The sequence below is a fragment of the Corynebacterium marinum DSM 44953 genome (genome assembly GCF_000835165.1).
Taxonomy (GTDB): domain Bacteria; phylum Actinomycetota; class Actinomycetes; order Mycobacteriales; family Mycobacteriaceae; genus Corynebacterium; species Corynebacterium marinum.
In genome coordinates this window covers 2,175,597-2,193,474 of record NZ_CP007790.1, presented here as the reverse complement: position 1 = coordinate 2,193,474, position 17,878 = coordinate 2,175,597, and the positions used below count along the sequence as shown (strand labels likewise).

Genomic DNA, 17,878 nt, shown 5'->3' with positions numbered 1-17,878 from the left:
GTGTGAGAACGCTGAGAATCGTCAGGTGTGCAACGCCTTCACCGGTTTTGCGGGTTGCTCGGACCCACTTACTGACTGATTTGTATCGGAAAGGTTCTCCTGTGATCCGCAACTTCAAGCGCACCGCTGCCATCCTGGGCGTCGTCGCCGCTGGCTCTGTCACCCTCGTCGCCTGTGGCGACTCCGACAACGGCTCCACCACCGAAACCACCGCAGCCGCCATTGAGGGCCTGTCGGGCACCACCGGCCAGCTCGTCGCCGAGGGCGCTTCCTCGCAGCAGAACGCCATGGACTACTTCGGTCAGAAGTACCAGGAGGCTGTGTCCGGCGCGACCCTGGCTTACACCGCTTCCGGCTCCGGCTCCGGCCGCACGAACTTCGTCGGTGGCCAGGTTGCCTTCGCGGGCTCCGACTCCCCGCTGTCCGAGGACCAGGTCGCACCGGCTGCAGAGCGCTGCGAGGGCAACGACGCATGGCACCTGCCCTTCGTTATCGGCCCGGTCGCCATCGCCTACAACCTCGAGGGCGTCGACGAGCTGAACCTGTCCATCGAGAACGTCGCCAAGATCTTCAAGGGCGAGATCACCAAGTGGAACGATGAGGCCATCTCCGCCGAGAACGAGGGTGTCGAGCTGCCGGACACCGACATTTCTGTCGTCTACCGTTCCGACGAGTCGGGCACCACCGACAACTTCCAGAAGTTCCTCGGCGCAGCCGCCGGCGACGTCTGGGAGACCGAGGGCCAGCAGTTCCCGGCCGGTGTCGGCGAGGGCGCCAACGGCTCCAACGGTGTCGCCTCCCAGGTGTCCGCCATCGACGGCGGCATCACCTACGTGGAGTCCGGCTTCGCCACCCAGCAGGGCCTGGGCGTAGCCAACCTTGACTTCGGCGCCGGTCCGGTCGAGCTGAACACCGAATCCGTGGGTGTCGCCCTGGACAACCTCGAGTTCGCCACCGAGGGCAACGACATGGTCGTCGACACCGACGCACTCTTCGCCTCCAACGCCGAGGGTTCCTACCCGCTCATCCTCACCACCTACGAGATCGTCTGCTCCGCCGGCTATGACGAGACCACCTCCGCCATGGTGAAGGACTTCCTCAACGTCGCCCTGGAGTCCCAGGATGAGGGCCTCGCCGAGCTGGGCTACATCCCGGTCACCGGTGCCCACGCTGAGCGTCTGTCTACCGCCGTCGAGGCCATCCAGTAAGGCGTAGCAGGCATCTTCCCCGGGTGACCGTTACCACCCGGGGAGGGGGCCGGACCGCTTACATGTTGTCGCGGTCAGACATGAAGCAGCCCCCGTGTGCATCGTCGCCTTCGGGGGCGTTGTCACGTTCAGAATACGGGTCCGTGATTTATCCAATCCTCTCCCTTTAGTTTCAAAGGAACTGCCCTTATGGCAAGCAATCGTCCCACCACAGAGGGTCAGGTGACCAAGGCCGGAGAGCCCGTCATCGCCAACTCCGTGGCCACCATCGGAAACTCGGAGCAGCCGAACACGTCCGGCCACTCGGGCCTGAAGGCGTCCGGAAGCGTCAAGCGCCCCGGCGACCGGATCTTCGAGTTCCTGTCCACCGCCTCAGCGACACTGATCACGGTCCTCATCGCCGCCATCGGCGCCTTCCTCATCTGGCGCGCCGTTCCGTCGTTGAACCGTAACTCCGAGGGCTTCATCGGTTTCTTCACCTACTCGGGTCCCTGGGACACCTCCAACACCGAAGCAATGCAGTTCGGTATCCCGAACCTTTTCGCGGCGACGGTGCTCATCTCTGTGGTGGCGCTGCTCATCGCGATGCCGATCGCCCTCGGCATCGCGGTGTTCCTCTCCAACTACGCGCCGAAGCGCGCGGTCAAGCCGATCGGCTACCTGGTCGACATGCTGGCCGCGGTGCCCTCCATCGTCTACGGACTGTGGGGCTGGCAGGTGCTGGGTCCGTTCCTGACCAACTTCTACACCTGGATGGAGAGCTGGGCGGGCGGTTTCTTCCTGTTCACCGTCTACTCCAACTCCCCGTCCTTCGCCACCGGACGCAACATCCTCACTGGTGGCATCGTCCTTGCAGTGATGATCCTGCCGGTCATCGCGGCGACTGCACGCGAGGTCTTCGTCCAGACCCCGCGCGGCCAGATCGAGGCCGCGCTCGCGCTGGGCGCCACCCGCTGGGAGGTCGTGCGGATGACCGTGCTGCCCTTCGGCCTCTCCGGCTACATTTCCGGCTCCATGCTGGGCCTCGGTCGAGCGCTGGGTGAGACCATGGCTCTCTACATGGTCGTCTCCCCGTCCTCGGCGTTCCGTTTCTCCCTGTTCGACGGCGGCACGACATTCGCGACCGCCATCGCCAACGCTGCCCCTGAGTTCAACGATGATATTCGAGCCGGCGCCTACATCGCCGCGGGTCTGGTGCTGTTCCTCCTGACCTTCGTCGTCAACTCCATCGCCCGCGCCATTGTGGCCAAGAAGTAGAAGGCGGAGGAAAACACCATGACCAACAACGCCATCGCTCCCGCATCCACCCCGCTGGAATCCCAGAGCGTATTCAGCCACATCTCCTCGCGTCGTAAGACGACCAACTCCCTCGCCACGTTCCTGGTGTACGCCACCATGGTCATTGCGATGATCCCCCTCGTGTGGGTTCTCTGGACAGTCATCTCCCGCGGCCTCGCCCCTGTGCTCACCCTCGACTGGTGGACCGCCTCCCAGCAGGGTGTGCTCTACCATTCCCCGGGCGGCGGTGCACTGCACGCCATCGTAGGCACTTTCACCCAGACGCTGATCGCTTCGGTCCTGTCCATCCCGATCGGCCTGTTCACCGCGATCTACCTGGTCGAGTACGCCAACGGCAACCGCCTCGGCCGCATCACCACCTTCATGGTGGACATCCTGACCGGTGTCCCCTCCATCGTCGCCGCGCTGTTCGTCTTCACCACCTGGATCACCCTCTTCGGATTCGAGCGTTCCGGCATGGCTGTCGCGCTGTCGCTGGTTCTGCTCATGGTCCCGGTCGTCGTCCGCAACACCGAGGAGATGCTCCGCGTCGTCCCGATGGACCTGCGTGAGGCCTCCTACGCGCTGGGTGTGCCGAAGTGGAAGACCATCGCGAAGATCGTCCTCCCGACCGCGCTGTCCGGCATCGTCACCGGCATCATGCTGTCGGTCGCCCGCGTCATGGGCGAGTCCGCGCCGGTGCTCATCCTCGTGGGTTCCACGCAGGCCCTCAACTGGGACGCGATGACCGGCCCGCAGTCCTCGCTGCCCCTGATGATGCTCGACATGTACAAGGCGGGAACCTCCCCGGCCGTCCTGGACAAGCTGTGGGGCGCCGCCTTCACCCTGGTCCTCATCATCGCGCTGCTCAACGTCGGCGCCCGAATCATCTCCGCGAAGTTCTCGGTTAAGCAGTAGCTTCGCCCCTTCGCACAGCAGAAACACAGACCACAGGAGTTACTGATGTCCAAGCTCGAACTCAACGACGTCGATATTTTCTACGGCGATTTCCACGCCGTCCAGAGCGTCAACCTGCAGGTCCCGGCTCAGGCCGTGACCGCCTTCATCGGCCCGTCCGGATGCGGCAAGTCCACCGTCCTGCGCACGCTCAACCGTATGCACGAGGTCATCCCCGGCGCCTACGTCAAGGGTGAGATCCTCCTCGACGGCGAGGACATCTACGGCTCGAAGGTCGACCCGGTATCCGTCCGCAACACCATCGGCATGGTATTCCAGAAGGCCAACCCGTTCCCGACCATGTCCATCGAGGACAACGTCGTCGCCGGCCTCAAGCTGTCCGGCGAGAAGAACAAGAAGAAGCTCAAGGAGGTCGCGGAGAAGTCCCTGCGCGGCGCCAACCTCTGGGAAGAGGTCAAGGATCGTCTGGACAAGCCGGGCGGTGGCCTCTCCGGCGGCCAGCAGCAGCGTCTGTGCATCGCCCGCGCCATTGCGGTTGAGCCGGAGGTTCTCCTCATGGATGAGCCCTGCTCCGCCCTGGACCCGATCTCGACCCTGGCAGTGGAGGACCTCATCCACGAGCTCAAGGAAGACTTCACCATCGTCATCGTGACCCACAACATGCAGCAGGCGGCCCGTGTGTCCGACAAGACCGCCTTCTACTCCCTCGAGGCCACCGGCAAGCCGGGCCGTCTCGTCGAGTTCGGTGACACGAAGAAGATCTTCGAGAACCCGGACCAGAAGGAGACCGAGGATTACATCGCCGGCCGTTTCGGATAACCCCGAGGCACCCGGCACGACGGGCCCCCGACGCACACTGCGCGTCGGGGGCCCGTCGTCTTAGGCTGGGGGAGGAATGCAGACCCCGATGGAGGAAGAGGAACAGACGTGATTGTTGACCCGAATGGCAGAGATCCCCGCGAGTTCGGCAACGAGCTTCTCGCCTCTCCGTCCCCGCAGCGCTGCCCCGTCGCGCGCACCTCCTCCGGGGAGGTGCTGGTGGCCGGGCACGCGGAAGTGGTGGAGGTGGCGACCAGTCCGGAGCAGTTCAGTTCCGGGGTTTCCGCGCACCTCCAGCTCCCCAACGGGCTCGACGGGGAGGAGCACGCGCGGTACCGCGCGTTGATCGACGCCTACCTGGCGCCCGCGGTCGTCGACAGGCACGGGGAAGCTTTCCGACGCATCGCCCGGGAGGTCGTCGAGCAGGGCCTCGCCGGCGACAACGGCCGGGTGGACGCGGTCTTCGACATCGGTGCGCGTTTCGCTGTGCGGGCGATGACCGAGTGGCTGGGCTGGCCGGATGAACTCGAGGACAGGCTCATCGGCTGGGTGGTGGCCAACTCCCGGGCCACCCGCTCGGGGGATCCGGCCCGCACCGCAGCTGTCGCGGCGGAGTTCGACGAGATCATCGGCGAGGTCGTTCGCCCCCGGCAGGAGGAACCGGACGCCTTCGACGACGTGACCGCCGAACTCGTGCACGACACCAGCCTGGGCCGGACCCTGGAGTTCCCGGAGATCGTCTCTGTTCTGCGCAACTGGACGGGCGGCGACCTCGGCTCGATGGCGCTGAGCATCGGCGTGATCCTCCGGGGCCTCGCGCAGGACCCCGCGCTGCAGGAACGGCTGCGGAAGGGTGTCTCCCGCACCGAGTTCACCGCCATCGCCGATGAGCTGCTGCGGCGCGACAACCCTTTCGTGAGCAACCGCCGGGTGACCACCTGCCCTGTGACGGTGGGCGGGGTGGAGCTGCCCGAGGGGCAGCGCGTGCGCATCCACTGGACGGCCGCCAACCGGGATCCGGCGAGGTTCCCCGATCCGGACGGCTTCGACCCGGTGGGCAACGCCGCGCACAACCTGGTGTGGGGGACAGGCCCCCACTACTGCCCGGGCAAGGCGCTGTCCATGCTGGAGCTGCAGGCGCTGGTCGAGGAGCTGCTCGCCTTGGCGGCGGTAGCACCGTCTGCGGACCCCGCAGTCCGCTCCGTGCACCCGGTCGGCGGGTGGCACAGCCTCCCGGTGGAACTGGAACGCCGCTAGTCCCCGCGGCGGGAGAACTGGCGCTCCAGCTCGGCGAAGCGGGCTGCGACGTCGGCGTCCTCGCGGTCGCGTTCCTTCTTCCGGGCGTACTCGTCGGGGCTCAACCCCGAGGAGAGGTACACGATGCGGGCGGCCACGTTGACGCAGTGGTCGGCGTAACGCTCGTAGAAACGCGCCAGGAGGGACACGTCCACGGCCTCGCGTGTGGAGTGGGGCCAGTCCCGCTGGGTGAGGGTGGTGAGGATGTAGCTGTGGAGGTCATCGACCGCGTCATCGTCCGCGTTCAAAACGATGGCCACGTCCGCGTTCGGGTCGACGAGGATGTCGCGGGTCTTCTCGCCCATCTCGTTGACCAGCCGGGCCAGTTCCTCGAAGTAGCCCTGCAGGGGCGTCGGGAGGGTGTGCTCCGGGTGACGGCGGCGGGCAGACTTGGCGATGTGCACTGCCAGGGCCCCCATCCGGGCGAAATCCTCGACGATGTAGATCGAGGAGACCACCTGCCGGAGATCCCGCGCGAGGGGACCTTCCAGGGCGAGCAGTTCGACGGCGCGGTCCTCGCAGCGCAGCTTGATCTCGTTCAGGCTGTCCGCGCTGGCGATGGCGTCCTCGGCCGGCTCGAGCGAAGCGTTGAGCAGTGCCTCTGACGCGTTGGTCATGATAGAGCGCACCGTGTCGCACATCACGATGAGATCGTGGGCGAAATTGTCCAGGTGTTCACGGTAGGCGATACGCATGGGTCCCATCATAAGATGACCGCTGCAGAGCTGCTTGCCCGACCGCCGGAAACCGGCCGGCAGTCACCCCCCGGAGTGCATGATTTCCGCGCCGACGGGGACTGTGGCGTCCTCCGGGTCGTCGAGCCAGCCCTCGGGGAGGGCGACCTTGGATGGGGAACCCTGGCGGCCGCGGGCACCGTCGGAATCCTCCGCCGTCAACTCCGAATCGGCCCACGGGGTGAGCTGCTCCCGGAGCTCCGCCAGGCTGGAGATCCGCGCCAGGTTGGCGCGGAGTTCGCCGCCGACGGGAAAGCCGCGGAGGTACCAGCCCATGTGTTTGCGGAGGTCTCGGCTGGCGTGGGCCTCGCCGTCGTGCTCGGCGAGCAGCTCGGCGTGGCGGACGATGATGCGGGTGACCTCGCCCAGGTTCGGAGCCGGGGGAAGTGCCTCGCCCCGCAGTTCGGCCGAGAGTTCGGCGAAGAGCCACGGTCGGCCCAGGCAGCCTCGGCCGACGACGACGCCGTCGCAGCCTGTGGCGTCCATCATCCGGCGGGCGTCGCCGGCGGCGAAGATGTCGCCGTTGCCCAGCACGGGGATGCCGGAGCCGTCGAGGTGCTCGACCAGCCGGGCGATCTCCGACCAGTCGGCGTCGCCCGAGTAACGCTGCGCGGCGGTGCGGGCGTGCAGCGCGACGGCGGCCGCACCCTCGTCGACGGCGATGCGCCCGGCGTCGAGATGGGTATGGTGCTCGTCGTCAATGCCGACGCGGAATTTGACGGTCACGGGGATGTCGGTGCCCTCGGTGGCCTTCACCGCTGCGGCGACGATGTTTCCGAATAAGCGGCGCTTGTAGGGGATGGCAGAGCCGCCGCCCTTGCGGGTCACCTTCGGGACGGGGCAGCCGAAGTTCATGTCGATGTGGTCGGCCAGGTTCTCGTCGACGATCATCTTCGCCGCCTTGTACGTGTACTCCGGGTCCGTGGTGTACAGCTGCATGCTGCGCGGGTTCTCGTCCGGGGCGAAGGTGGTCATGTGGAGGGTCTTCTCGTTGCGCTCGACCAGTGCGCGGGCAGTGATCATCTCGCAGACGTAGAGGCCGGAGACGGTGCCCGTCTTCTCGATCTCCTGCTCGCGGCACAGGGTGCGGAACGCCACGTTGGTCACGCCTGCCATCGGGGCGAGCACCACAGGGGAATTGAGCGTCAGGGATCCGATCTTCACAGTCACCCCCTCATTCTCCCCCGTGGGGGTGGTTGCGCCCAAACTGCGGCGGGCGACCTCCGGCGATTCCCGCAGCTGGTGACGTAGCATTAACACAGGTACACACATTTCCGCGGGGGCACGCGAGATCCGCTAATGTGGTCACCGTAACTAGATGGCTTGGATGTAACCGATCCGACACCGACAGTCGAGGTTGGAGCCAGCCGAACTACGCATTCAGACACTGCGGGACACACCCATGTGGTGGCCCGATAATCAGGAGGTACTTCATGTCCGATCGGATCGCCAACGCACTTCTGCGCGGCAAGGTCATGTCCGCCGATGAGGCAGCCCAGCTCATCGACAACGGCGACAAGGTCGGCATGTCCGGCTTCACCGGCGCCGCCTACCCGAAGGCGCTGCCGACCGCGATCGCCAACCGCGCCAAGGAAGCGCAGGCGAAGGGCGACTCCTACAAGATCGACGTCTTCACCGGCGCCTCCACCGCACCGGACTGTGACGGCGTCATGGCCGAGGCCGGCGCGATCAACTACCGCATGCCCTACCAGTCCGACCCGATCATGCGTAACGCCATCAACGCCGGCGAGATGAAGTACCAGGACATCCACCTGTCCCACTCCGGCCAGTACGTGGAGCACGGCTTCTACGGCAAGATGGACGTCGCCATCGTCGAGGTCACCCGCATCACCGAGGAGGGGCACCTGATCCCGTCCTCCGGCGTCGGTAACAACGTCGATTACCTGGACGCGGCCGAGAAGATCATCATCGAGGTTAACTCCTGGCAGTCCCTCGACCTTGAGGGCATGGCCGACATCCACCGCATCGGTCACCTGCCGAACCGTACGCCGATCCCGATCGTCCACACCGGCGACCGTATCGGCAACACCTACATCGACATCGACGTGACCAAGGTCGTCGCCGTCGTCGAGACCGACGCCCCGGACCGCAACGCCCCCTTCAAGCCGGTGGACGAGCAGTCCCAGAAGATCGCCGGCTACTTCCTCGACTTCCTGGAGGGCGAGGTCCAGGGCGGCCGCCTGGCGTACGACAACTACGTCATGCAGTCCGGCGTGGGCAACGTCCCGAACGCCGTGATGGCAGGCCTGCTGGACTCCAAGTTCGAGAACATCGAGGCATACACTGAGGTCATCCAGGACGGCATGGTCGACCTGATCGACGCCGGCAAGATGACCGTCGCGTCCGCCACCTCCTTCTCGCTGTCCCCGGAGTACGCGGAGAAGATGAACGCGGAGGCCAAGCGCTACCGCAAGCACATCATCACCCGCCCGCTGCAGGTGTCCAACCACCCGGAGGTCATCCGCCGCGTGGGCCTGATCTCCTCCAACGGCATGATCGAGGCCGACATCTACGGCAACATCAACTCCACCCACGTCGCCGGCCAGCGCATCATGAACGGCATCGGCGGTTCCGGCGACTTCACCCGCAACGCCCGCATCTCCACCTTCATCTCACCGTCGGACGCCAAGGGTGGCGCAATCTCCGCCGTCGTCCCCTTCGCCTCCCACATCGATCACACCGAGCATGACGCCATGGTCGTCATCACCGAGTACGGTGTCGCCGACCTGCGCGGCCTGGCTCCGCGCGACCGCGTCGCCAAGATGATCGCCGTGGCGCACCCGGACTACCGTCCGCTGCTCGAGGAGTACGTCGAGCGCGCGAACAAGTCCAAGTTCCACCACACCCCGCACGACCTCGCGACCGCGCTGTCCTTCCACGAGCGTCTCCTCGAGACCGGCTCGATGAAGAAGTAGTCCGCCGCTTCTCGACGTCCCCGCCCCTCCCGCGCACAGCGCCGGAGGGGCGGCCGTTTTTCCCGGGACCGAACTGTGACAAGCGAACGCCTCCCTTTGATACCCCTGCGGGCATATGCTGACGGTAGAGACACTTCTACTTCCCAGCTTCACCGACAGGAGCCATCATGGCGGACATTGTCATCCTGGGCGCGGGTATCTCCGGGCACACCGCGGCCCTCCATCTCAGCCGGAAACTTCCCCCCGGCTCCACCATCACGGTCGTCTCCCCGAACGCCGACTGGAACTGGATTCCCAGCAACATCTGGGTCGGGGTCGGCCGGATGAAAGCGAAGAAGGTGCTGTTCAAGCTGGCACCCGTCTACCGCCGGCTCGGGGTGACCTTCCACCAGGCGAAAGCGACCGCCATCTGGCCGGACGGCGACGAGACCGATCAGCGCCCGGGAGTGGACATCGAGTTCACCGAACCGGGCCGCGCGGGGCAGACGCAGCGGATCCGCTACGACTTCCTGATCAACGCCACCGGCCCGCAGCTGAAGTTCGGCATGACCCCGGGCCTCGGCCCGGAAGGCAACTCCCTGTCGGTGTGCACCGCGGACCACGCGGTCCACACGGCCGAGGAACTCAAGCGCGTCATCGAGGAAATGAAGCAGGGAGCCGAGCGCACCCTGGTGGTCGGCATGGGGCACGGTATCTGCACGTGCGAGGGCGCCGCGTTCGAGTACGTGTTCAACGTCGACCACGAGCTGCGCGCCGCCGGCGTCCGGGACAAGGCCCGGCTGATCTACCTCACCAACGAGGCCGACCTCGGCGACTTCGGGGTCGGCGGCATGGTGTTCAAACAGAGCGGTTACGAGACAACCTCGAAACTGTGGACCGAATCCCTGTTCCGGGAGCGCGGGGTCGAGGCCATCGTCGGCGCTCACGTGGAGAAGGTGGAGCCCGGGGCCGTCCACTTCGAGACCCTCGACGGCAAGCATCACACCCTCAATTTCGATTTCGCCATGCTGCTGCCGCCCTTCGGCGGCGTCGGGCTCAAGGCCTTCGCCCCGGACGGCACGGACATCAGCGACACGATGTTCGCCCCCAACGGCCTGATGAAGGTGGACGCCGACTACTCCGGCAAGCCCTACGACCAATGGCGGGCCGCCGACTGGCCGTCGACGTACCAGGTGCCCGGCCGGGACAACATCTGGGCGGTGGGCATCGCTTTCGCGCCGCCGCACCAGATCTCCACGCCGAGGAAGTCCGCGAACGGAACCGTCATCACCCCGTCGCCCCCGCGCACGGGCCAGCCCTCCGGCGAGATGGGCAAGGCCGTCGCACTGACGATCCTCGACCGGATCCGGCTGGGGGACCAGGCGAAACCCCACGAGGCGTCGCTGGCGAAACTCGGCGCGGCCTGCGTGGCGTCCGCCGGCGCAGACCTGCGCACGGGTTCGGCCGCCGCCATGGTCATGGTGCCGGTCGTGCCGGACAAGGAGCGTTTCCCCACCGGCCGGGACCTCAGGTACACCCGCGGCGAGATCGGATTGTCCGGGCACTGGACCAAGCTGGCGCTGCACTACATGTTCATCTACAAGGCCAAGGCGTTGCCCGGCTGGCATCTCATCCCGGAATAAGAAGGGACAACCATGAGCACCATTCCAGATCTCGAGCGGAACCCGCAGCTGCCGGTCTCCGACTTCAGCAAGGCTCCCCTGCCGACGGAGGCGACCCTGCGTTCCCGGCGCAACATCCCGTACCAGTTCACCCGTTTCGTGGCCAACAACCTGCGGATGGCCCGTCTGGCGTTCAGCAAGCATTAGACCGGCCGGGTGCCCGCCTGCGGGCGGGCACCTTCAGGCGGGGCCCTCGGGCGGGGTTACTTGGAGACTGCCCGGATCGCGTCGATGACGAGGTCCCAGAACTTCCGGTGGTCGAGGTCCACCGCCACCTGAGTGTGGCAGTCCTCCGGTGCCGGGTCGCGGAAATCCGCCACCGTCATCCCGAGGGTCAGAGTGCCGGTGAGTTCGATGTCCACCGGCACCTTCCGCACGGAGACCACCGAGGGGTCGATCAGATAGGCCACCGCGCACGGGTCGTGCACCGGCGGATGCTCGAAGCCCTGGGCGTCCTGGTAGTTCTTGCGGAACGCCCCGAACAGGGCGACCACGAAGTCGGCGAGGTCGGTGCCCAGCGCCTTGATCTCCGCCTCGATCTCGTCGGTGGCCAGGGCCTGGTGGGTCAGGTCCAGGCCGACCATCGTCACGGGCCATGGCTCGTTGAAGACGATGTGGGCGGCCTCGGGGTCGATCTTGATGTTGAATTCGGCGACCGCGGACCAGTTGCCCACGTGGTATCCGCCGCCCATGAGCACGATCTCCGCCACCCGCTCGACGATGCGCGGTTCTTTCCGGACGGCGAGGGCGATGTTGGTCAGAGGGCCGGTGGGCACCAGGGTGACGGTGCCCGGTTCGTGGGCCATCACCGTGTCGATGATGAAATCCACCGCATGGCCCTCGGCTACCCCGACGGTGGGCTGGGGGAGTTCATAGTCGTGGATCTCCATGCCGGTGTCGCCGTGGATGCCTTCGGCTACCTCCACCGGGCGCACCAGCGGCCGGGTCGTCCCGGCGTGGAGCGGAACGTCCGCCAGCCCGGCGACGGTGCACACCTGCCGGGCGTTGAAGGTGACCTTCTCCAGCGTCTGGTTGCCGCCGATGGTGGTGATGCCGAGCAGCTCGATCCCGGGGTTGCCGGCGGCCAGCAGGATGGCGACGGCGTCGTCGTGGCCGGGATCGCAGTCGAGGATGATCTTTCGTGCCATGAGGTGTTACTCCTTGGGTGAGACGGGTCGGGTGGCGGCCGCAGCAGCGGTGGCCTTCGCCTTGGCTGCGAGGGTGTCGGTGATGCTCTCGGGGTCTGGGATCAGGAAGGAGCAGAGGAAGGCCAGGCCCACGATCACCGCTCCGGCGGTGATGCCCGCGGCGTAACCGCCGCCGCTGTCGGCGAAGATGGTGGCCACCGCGAAGAGAATGGCGAAGCTGATGCCTGCACCGAGGTTGAAGGCGCCGGCGTTCATGCCGGGTAGGTAGCCCTGGTTGTCCGCGGGGCTGAGGACCACCCCCAGGCCGTTGAGCATGATGTTGGCGATACCGGCGTAGGTGACGCCGATGAACAGCGAGATGGCCAGCAGGACCCAGCGGTTGGGGCCGTCGGCGATGAAGATCGCGGCGAGCAGGCCGAGAGTGCTGCCGAGCAGGCCGATCTGCAGGATGCGTTTGTAGCCGAGCTTGGCGGCCAGGGTTCCGGCTACCGGCCCCATCACCAGGCCTGCCAGCGCGTACGGGGTCAGGGTGTACCAGGACACCACATCCGCGCTCAGGCCGGCACCGTTCTCCACGTCCTGCCCGAGGTTAGGGATGAGGCCGTTCATCACGGCAAAGACGCCGGTCATGGTGAGCAGGGTGGTCAACAGCAGCGTCCAGGTGCGGCGCTGCTTCATGTACTCCACCGTCACCAGGGGGTGTTTCTGCCGCTTCTCGATGTTCCAGAAGGCGACGATCCCGGCCGCGCCCACGGCAACGAGCACACCGAAAAGCAGCCAGTTGGCGTCGCCCAGCTTGCCCGCCTCATTGAAGGCGGTGAGCAGCGCTCCGATGGCGATCGCCAGCGGCGCCACCCCCTTCCAGTCCATGGGCGGGGTGATCTCCGCGGTGGACTCACGCGTGAAGAGCTGCACAGTCACCACGGAGACCACGCACACCCCAGCCATGACCCAGAAGATGGAACGGAAACCGAAGTTGCCCGCCAGCCAGCCGCCGAGCAGAGCGTCAACGCCGCCGATGCCGCCGTTGACGGAGGTGATGATGCCCATGAGCAGCCCGTACTGCTTCTCGTTGGGGATCTGCTGGCGCAGCATGATCAGGGTCAGGGGGACGGTCGGACCTGCGACGCCCTGGATCACGCGGCCGAGGAAAAGGATCGTCGCGTTCGGCGCGAGGGCCGACACCACACAGCCGACGGCGGTCAGCGCCATCATCCCGACCAGGACTTTCCGGCGGCCCACCAGGTCGCCCCACCGCGGCAGGAACAGGGAGAACAGGGCCGCCGCCGTGAAGAAGGCGGTCTGGGTCAGCCCGATCTGGGCGGACGTGGCCGCCAGTTCGCGTTCCATCGTGGCCAGCGCGGGGGACAGCATCGAAGCGTTGAGCTGGAAGGCGAACACCGCCACCAGCAACGCCAGCACCAGGGGGATCACCTCTGATGCGGGCGCTCGGCGAACTTCCAGGACCTGGGACATGCAGGCACCGCCTTGGGATACGTGGCCGAAGCCCGCGCGGCTTCCACAGGTTATACCGGCCGAGTTGAAAGGGGATGACCTGATTATCCTCCGCCGGGGCATCCGGCGCCACACATTCGCACCCCATTCCGTGGAACGCCTGTCCGCCTGCCGGTTTCCCCTAGCGGGGTTCCGCGCACTACTATCTCTGTCACGGGCCTCTAGCTCAGTTGGTAGAGCTACGGACTTTTAATCCGCAGGTCGTGGGTTCGAGCCCCACGGGGCCCACCGTGTCATGCCTGAGGGCATGCTTTCCAGTCAGGGTCTCCCACCGTTGCCGGTGGGAGACCCTTTCCGCATCGCGGGTGCTGTCATTTCGTTCCCCCGTAGTACAGCGGATCAGCCTGTCCGGGAGGTTTGCGGGGGTCGAAACGGATCAGCCGGGCGGGCACCCCTCCGCACCGGCTTGATCAATGCCACAATTGCACTGTGACCACTCATGACGAAGGCAGCGAAGGCACCTCCCAGAGTTTCCGGATCCGCGGTTCGGTCCCGGACATACCGCGCGAGACGAGGTGGGACCAGCTCTGGCGGCCTTTCTGGGCGATTCCGGCGGTCAGCGTCGCTGCCGCTCTCGTCCTGGGTTTCCTCATGCCCACCTGGGAGCGGGGACTGTCCGAGCCTGCCCTGGAGTTCGTGTTCGAGGGAGGCCCGGACGCCGCCCGCGAGGTGCTGGGCACCATCTCGTCCTCCACGATCTCGGTGACCGGCCTCATCTTCTCCATCACGCTGGTCGTTCTGCAGCTGGTGAGCAGCCAGTTCAGCCCCCGCATGCTCAACGGTTTCCTCCGCAACCGGATCGTGCAGGCCACCCTGGGGATATTCCTGGGGACGTTCGTGTTCTCGCTCACCGTCATCCGGTACGTGTGGAGCGACGAGGAGGACATCACCGGATTCGTTCCCCGCGCTTCAGTGTCTGTCGCATTCCTGCTGGTCCTGGGGTGCCTGGGGTTTTTCCTGGCCTTCATCCGACTCATCACCTCGTCGATGCAGGTGGCCAACGCCATCTCCGAGATCGGGGAGGAGACGATGCAGCTGGCGGAGCGGCTCTACCCGGCACGGGGCCAGGACGCGGGCCCGGTCCAGGGGCCGGGATGGTCGCCGCGGCCAGGCGACCCCCGGGAGGAGGCCCGGGCGGACAGCCACGGCTCGCTGGTGTGGGTCGACTACAAGAAGCTGGTCGCGTGGGCGGTCGAGAACGACGCCGTGGTCACCGTTGACCGGCAGGTGGGGGATTTCCTGGTGGACGGCCAGCCGCTGTTGCGGGTCTGGTGGGACGGGGAGCTCGATGACGGGGACCGGCGTTCCCTGCGTTCGACTGTCGAGGTGCGGACGGAGCGGGAACTCCAGCAGGACGTGGCGTTCGGATTCCGGCAGCTTGTCGACATCGCCGACCGCGCGCTGTCCCCCGGCATCAACGACCCCGCCACCGCCGCCCAGTGCGTCCAGGAAATCCACCGTATCTTCCGGTACCTGGTCACTGTCGTCGAACCCAGCCCCTACATCGCCGATGATGACGGCAGGGTCCGTGTCGTGCACCAGCCGCAACGCGTGGCGGACATGCTCGACGAGGTCATCCGGGAGATCCACTTCTACGGCTCGGAGTCCGCGTTGATCCCCGCTCTGCTCAGCGACATGGTCGAGGACCTGGCGACGGTCGCCACCGACAGCATCCGGCCTACCCTTGACCGGGCCCGCGGGTTGCTGGACGAGGATCCGGTCCTGGAGGGGAAATCCCCGCAAGGATGAGCGGTGGGGCAGCGGCCGCAGGATCCCCGGGGATCAGACGGCGGTCAGGTCGCGGCGTCGGAAAGCGAGGGCGCCGAGCAGCGCCAGAATGACGCCGCCGCCCGCCAACAACCCCACCCCGGCCCAGGCGACCTCGGTGGCCGGGTGCTGGCCGACGTGCTCGAAGGGGGAGAGGTTCAGCCATGTCTGGCTGAGCTGGAGCATCCGGCCGAACATGCTGAGCACGCTGCCGGCGATGAACACGAGCCACACGAGACCCACCAGGCGGGGGACCAGGCCGTAGAACGCGGCGGCGAGGCCGATGAACAACCACACGGGCGCGAACTGGACGCCGTGGCCGAGAACGGTGGGCAGGAACAGGGACCAGTCCGCCGTCACGAGCACGGCACCCAGTCCCTCTGCGATTCCCGCGAGCACGCTCAACCACAGGGCCCCGGCAGCGGCGACCGCGACCCAGGAGAGGACCCACCCGACCCTTCCGACCGCCGCGGCGAGGACCGGTTCAGAGCGGTAGGAGGTTTCCTCCCCCCGCAGCGACGTGACCGCGAGGATGCCGTAGACGCTGAGCATGACCGCGAAGTAGATTCCCATGAAGCCGAGGTAACCCTCGGTGATGGCAGTGGCGCCGCCCATGACCGCGAGAATCTCGGGGGGCATGTCCCCGGCGGTGTCGGTGATGGTCTGCGTGAACGCGCCGAAGACCAGGCCGGCGACGAGGAAAGCCCCGGACCAGCCGATGAGCGTGCCCCGCTGGAGCCGCCAGGCCAGCGCGAGCGGCGAACCCAGCCAGGTCGGCGCACGGTCGTTGCCGGGTCGGTCGGCGACGACGCCGGCACCCAGGTCGCGCCGGGAGCGCAGGCGGAAGCCCAGCCCTGCCGTGAAGCCGGCGAAGAGCAGCGGAAGGAGGAGCGGCCACCAGCGGTCGAGTGTGTAGGGTGCGGTCTGCTGCGCCCAACCGATGGGGGAGAGCCAGGACAACCACGCCAGGCGGCCGTCCTGCACCCGCGACATGTCGCCGAGACCCCGGACGATGAAGGACACCGCCAGCACGGTGCCTGCGAGGCCCGTGCAGGTCCGGGAGAAGGGCGACAACTGCGCGGTCGCGGTGGACACCCCGGCGAAAGCGATCCCCACCGCCGCGATACTGGCGGTGAACAGGATCGTGGGCGCGGGTTCCGGGGCGGGATCGAGCGGCGCGGTGAGGACCACCCCGGTCATGAGGAGGGCCATGAGGAGGTTCATGAACACCGCGAGAACGAGCGCGGCGGTCGGCTGGGCGTGGCGGCCGACGGCGCCGGCCAGTACGAGCTCAGCCCGGCCGCTCTGCTCCTCCGCGCGGGTGTGACGGGAGATGGTGAGCATGGACATGAACGCGGCGCCGAGCATGAGGTACGTGCCGTAGAGTCCGGCGAGGAAGCGGGGCACCGTGATCGCGTCGAAGCCGTACCCGGGGCCGCCGACCAGGGCCGTGACGGGGCTTCTCGCCAGCTGCGCCATGCCGGCCAGGCTCGCTTCGTCGAGGACGGTGCCCAGGGCGGTGGAGAAGTACACCATGAGCAGGGTCAGCCCGAGCACCCACGCGGGCAGGCGCCACCTGTCGCGGCGGAGCATGAAGCGCAGGAGGATGCCTGTGCCGGTGAAGGCCCCGGTCTGCCGGGAGGTCGTCGCAGTCACTGCTCCGCCTCTGCGGGATGGTCACCGTAGTGGCGCAGCAGCAGCCTTTCCAGCGACGGTGGAGTGGCGGTGATCGCGCGGACGCCGAGAGCCGAGAGGATGCTCATCACCTCGGGCAGGTGAGCGGTATCGACGTCGAAACGCACCTGGTCGCCCTCGCGGTGGGCGTTGTGGATGCCCTCGTGCTTGACGAGCTCCCCGGTGGGGCGGTCCGTGAGCGCCGTGACCACGGTCCGGCTGAGGTGCCGCATGTCCAGCAGCGTCCCCGATTCGACGATCCGGCCCTTGCGGATGATGGAGATCCGGTCGGCCAGCGCCTCCACCTGGGCGAGGATGTGGCTGGACAGCAGGACCGTGTGGCCGCGGTCTTTCGCCTCGCGGATCACCTCCTGGAATGTGGCCTCCATGAGGGGGTCCAGGCCTGCGGTGGGCTCGTCGAGGAGCAGCAGCTCCGCATCCGAGGCGAGCGCGGAGATCAGCGCCACCTTCTGCCGGTTTCCCTTGGAGTAGGTGCGGCCCTTCCGGCGGGGGTCGAGGTCGAAACGTTCGATGAGCTCGTCGCGGCGTTTCACGTCGATCCTCCCCCGCAGCCGCGCGAGAAGGTCGATGGCCTCGCCGCCGGTCAGGTTGGGCCACAACTCGACATCGCCGGGCACGTAGGCCATGCGGCGGTGCAGCCGCACCGCGTCGCGCCAGGGGTCCTGCCCCAGGACCCGCACGGAGCCGGCGTCGCGGCGCAGAATTCCCAGCAGGATACGGATCGCCGTCGATTTTCCCGAGCCGTTCGGCCCGAGGAAACCGTGCACTTCACCGGTTCTCACGTTCAGATCCAGCTGGTCGAGTGCGTGTACGTGCCCGAAGGTCTTGCCCAGTCCAGCCGCCTCGATGGCGAGATCGGGAGAGTTGTCCATGCCGTGTCCTTCCGCGGGAGACGAAGCCACC

15 protein-coding genes and 1 tRNA gene are annotated in these 17,878 nt (G+C 66.9%); 10 read left to right on the top strand and 6 right to left on the bottom strand.

Annotation, left to right across the window (positions count from 1 at the left end):
• The first annotated feature begins 101 nt into the window (after window positions 1-101).
• The 5 genes from pstS (at window position 102) to B840_RS10375 (ending at window position 5,480) form a co-directional block, all read left to right on the top strand.
• Window positions 102-1,208: a phosphate ABC transporter substrate-binding protein PstS gene (gene pstS / locus B840_RS10395; RefSeq protein ID WP_042622065.1), complete on the top strand. Its 1,107-nt coding sequence runs from the start codon at window positions 102-104 to the stop codon at window positions 1,206-1,208.
• 189 nt (window positions 1,209-1,397) lie between these two features.
• Window positions 1,398-2,465, top strand: a complete 1,068-nt coding sequence (gene pstC / locus B840_RS10390) for a phosphate ABC transporter permease subunit PstC (RefSeq protein WP_042622064.1) — start codon at window positions 1,398-1,400, stop codon at window positions 2,463-2,465.
• Window positions 2,466-2,483: 18 nt separating this feature from the next.
• Window positions 2,484-3,404 (top strand): phosphate ABC transporter permease PstA, encoded by a 921-nt coding sequence (pstA, locus tag B840_RS10385; RefSeq protein ID WP_042622063.1) that lies wholly within the window; start codon window positions 2,484-2,486, stop codon window positions 3,402-3,404.
• Between the two features lie 45 nt (window positions 3,405-3,449).
• Window positions 3,450-4,223: a phosphate ABC transporter ATP-binding protein PstB gene (pstB, locus tag B840_RS10380; RefSeq protein ID WP_042622062.1), complete on the top strand. Its 774-nt coding sequence runs from the start codon at window positions 3,450-3,452 to the stop codon at window positions 4,221-4,223.
• A gap of 108 nt (window positions 4,224-4,331) precedes the next feature.
• The gene (locus B840_RS10375; protein ID WP_042622061.1) at window positions 4,332-5,480 is read left to right on the top strand and encodes a cytochrome P450; all 1,149 of its coding nucleotides are present in this window, start codon (window positions 4,332-4,334) and stop codon (window positions 5,478-5,480) included.
• Here the strand turns inward: B840_RS10375 and phoU are convergent.
• Window positions 5,477-6,214 (bottom strand): phosphate signaling complex protein PhoU, encoded by a 738-nt coding sequence (gene phoU, locus B840_RS10370; protein WP_042622060.1) that lies wholly within the window; start codon window positions 6,212-6,214, stop codon window positions 5,477-5,479. The genes B840_RS10375 and phoU overlap by 4 nt on opposite strands.
• Window positions 6,215-6,277: 63 nt before the next feature.
• Window positions 6,278-7,423, bottom strand: a complete 1,146-nt coding sequence (gene dusB / locus B840_RS10365) for a tRNA dihydrouridine synthase DusB (protein ID WP_042622059.1) — start codon at window positions 7,421-7,423, stop codon at window positions 6,278-6,280.
• Window positions 7,424-7,686: 263 nt separating this feature from the next.
• Here dusB and B840_RS10360 point away from each other — a divergent pair, with 263 nt between their 5' ends.
• The 3 genes from B840_RS10360 to B840_RS13715 all read left to right on the top strand — a co-directional run bounded on the left by B840_RS10360 (window position 7,687) and on the right by B840_RS13715 (window position 10,997).
• The gene (locus B840_RS10360; RefSeq protein ID WP_042622058.1) at window positions 7,687-9,189 is read left to right on the top strand and encodes a succinyl-CoA:acetate CoA-transferase ScpC; all 1,503 of its coding nucleotides are present in this window, start codon (window positions 7,687-7,689) and stop codon (window positions 9,187-9,189) included.
• A gap of 167 nt (window positions 9,190-9,356) precedes the next feature.
• Entirely contained in the window at window positions 9,357-10,811 is a 1,455-nt protein-coding gene (locus B840_RS10355) for an NAD(P)/FAD-dependent oxidoreductase (RefSeq protein ID WP_042622057.1), read from the top strand.
• A 12-nt stretch (window positions 10,812-10,823) separates the two neighbouring features.
• The gene (locus B840_RS13715; protein WP_169745278.1) at window positions 10,824-10,997 is read left to right on the top strand and encodes a hypothetical protein; all 174 of its coding nucleotides are present in this window, start codon (window positions 10,824-10,826) and stop codon (window positions 10,995-10,997) included.
• Between the two features lie 56 nt (window positions 10,998-11,053).
• On the opposite strand, the gene uriH is transcribed toward B840_RS13715, so the two are convergent.
• Together uriH and uriT are read right to left on the bottom strand one after the other, a co-directional pair.
• Window positions 11,054-11,998 carry a uridine-preferring nucleoside hydrolase UriH gene (gene uriH / locus B840_RS10350; RefSeq protein ID WP_042622056.1) on the bottom strand — a complete coding sequence of 315 codons (945 nt, stop codon included), beginning with the start codon at window positions 11,996-11,998 and terminating at the stop codon, window positions 11,054-11,056.
• A gap of 6 nt (window positions 11,999-12,004) precedes the next feature.
• Window positions 12,005-13,474 (bottom strand): uridine transporter UriT, encoded by a 1,470-nt coding sequence (uriT, locus tag B840_RS10345; RefSeq protein WP_042622055.1) that lies wholly within the window; start codon window positions 13,472-13,474, stop codon window positions 12,005-12,007.
• A gap of 194 nt (window positions 13,475-13,668) precedes the next feature.
• On the opposite strand from uriT, the gene B840_RS10340 reads away from it, so the two are divergent.
• A tRNA-Lys gene (locus tag B840_RS10340) sits at window positions 13,669-13,741 on the top strand.
• Window positions 13,742-13,942: 201 nt separating this feature from the next.
• Entirely contained in the window at window positions 13,943-15,262 is a 1,320-nt protein-coding gene (locus tag B840_RS10335; RefSeq protein WP_042622054.1) for a DUF2254 domain-containing protein, read from the top strand.
• Window positions 15,263-15,295: 33 nt separating this feature from the next.
• Here the strand turns inward: B840_RS10335 and B840_RS10330 are convergent, their stop codons facing one another.
• Together B840_RS10330 and B840_RS10325 are read right to left on the bottom strand one after the other, a co-directional pair.
• Window positions 15,296-16,936: an ABC transporter permease gene (locus B840_RS10330; RefSeq protein ID WP_042622053.1), complete on the bottom strand. Its 1,641-nt coding sequence runs from the start codon at window positions 16,934-16,936 to the stop codon at window positions 15,296-15,298.
• Entirely contained in the window at window positions 16,933-17,847 is a 915-nt protein-coding gene (locus tag B840_RS10325; protein ID WP_042622052.1) for an ABC transporter ATP-binding protein, read from the bottom strand. Before B840_RS10325 ends, B840_RS10330 begins: the two co-directional genes overlap by 4 nt.
• Between the last annotated feature and the right edge of the window lie 31 nt (window positions 17,848-17,878).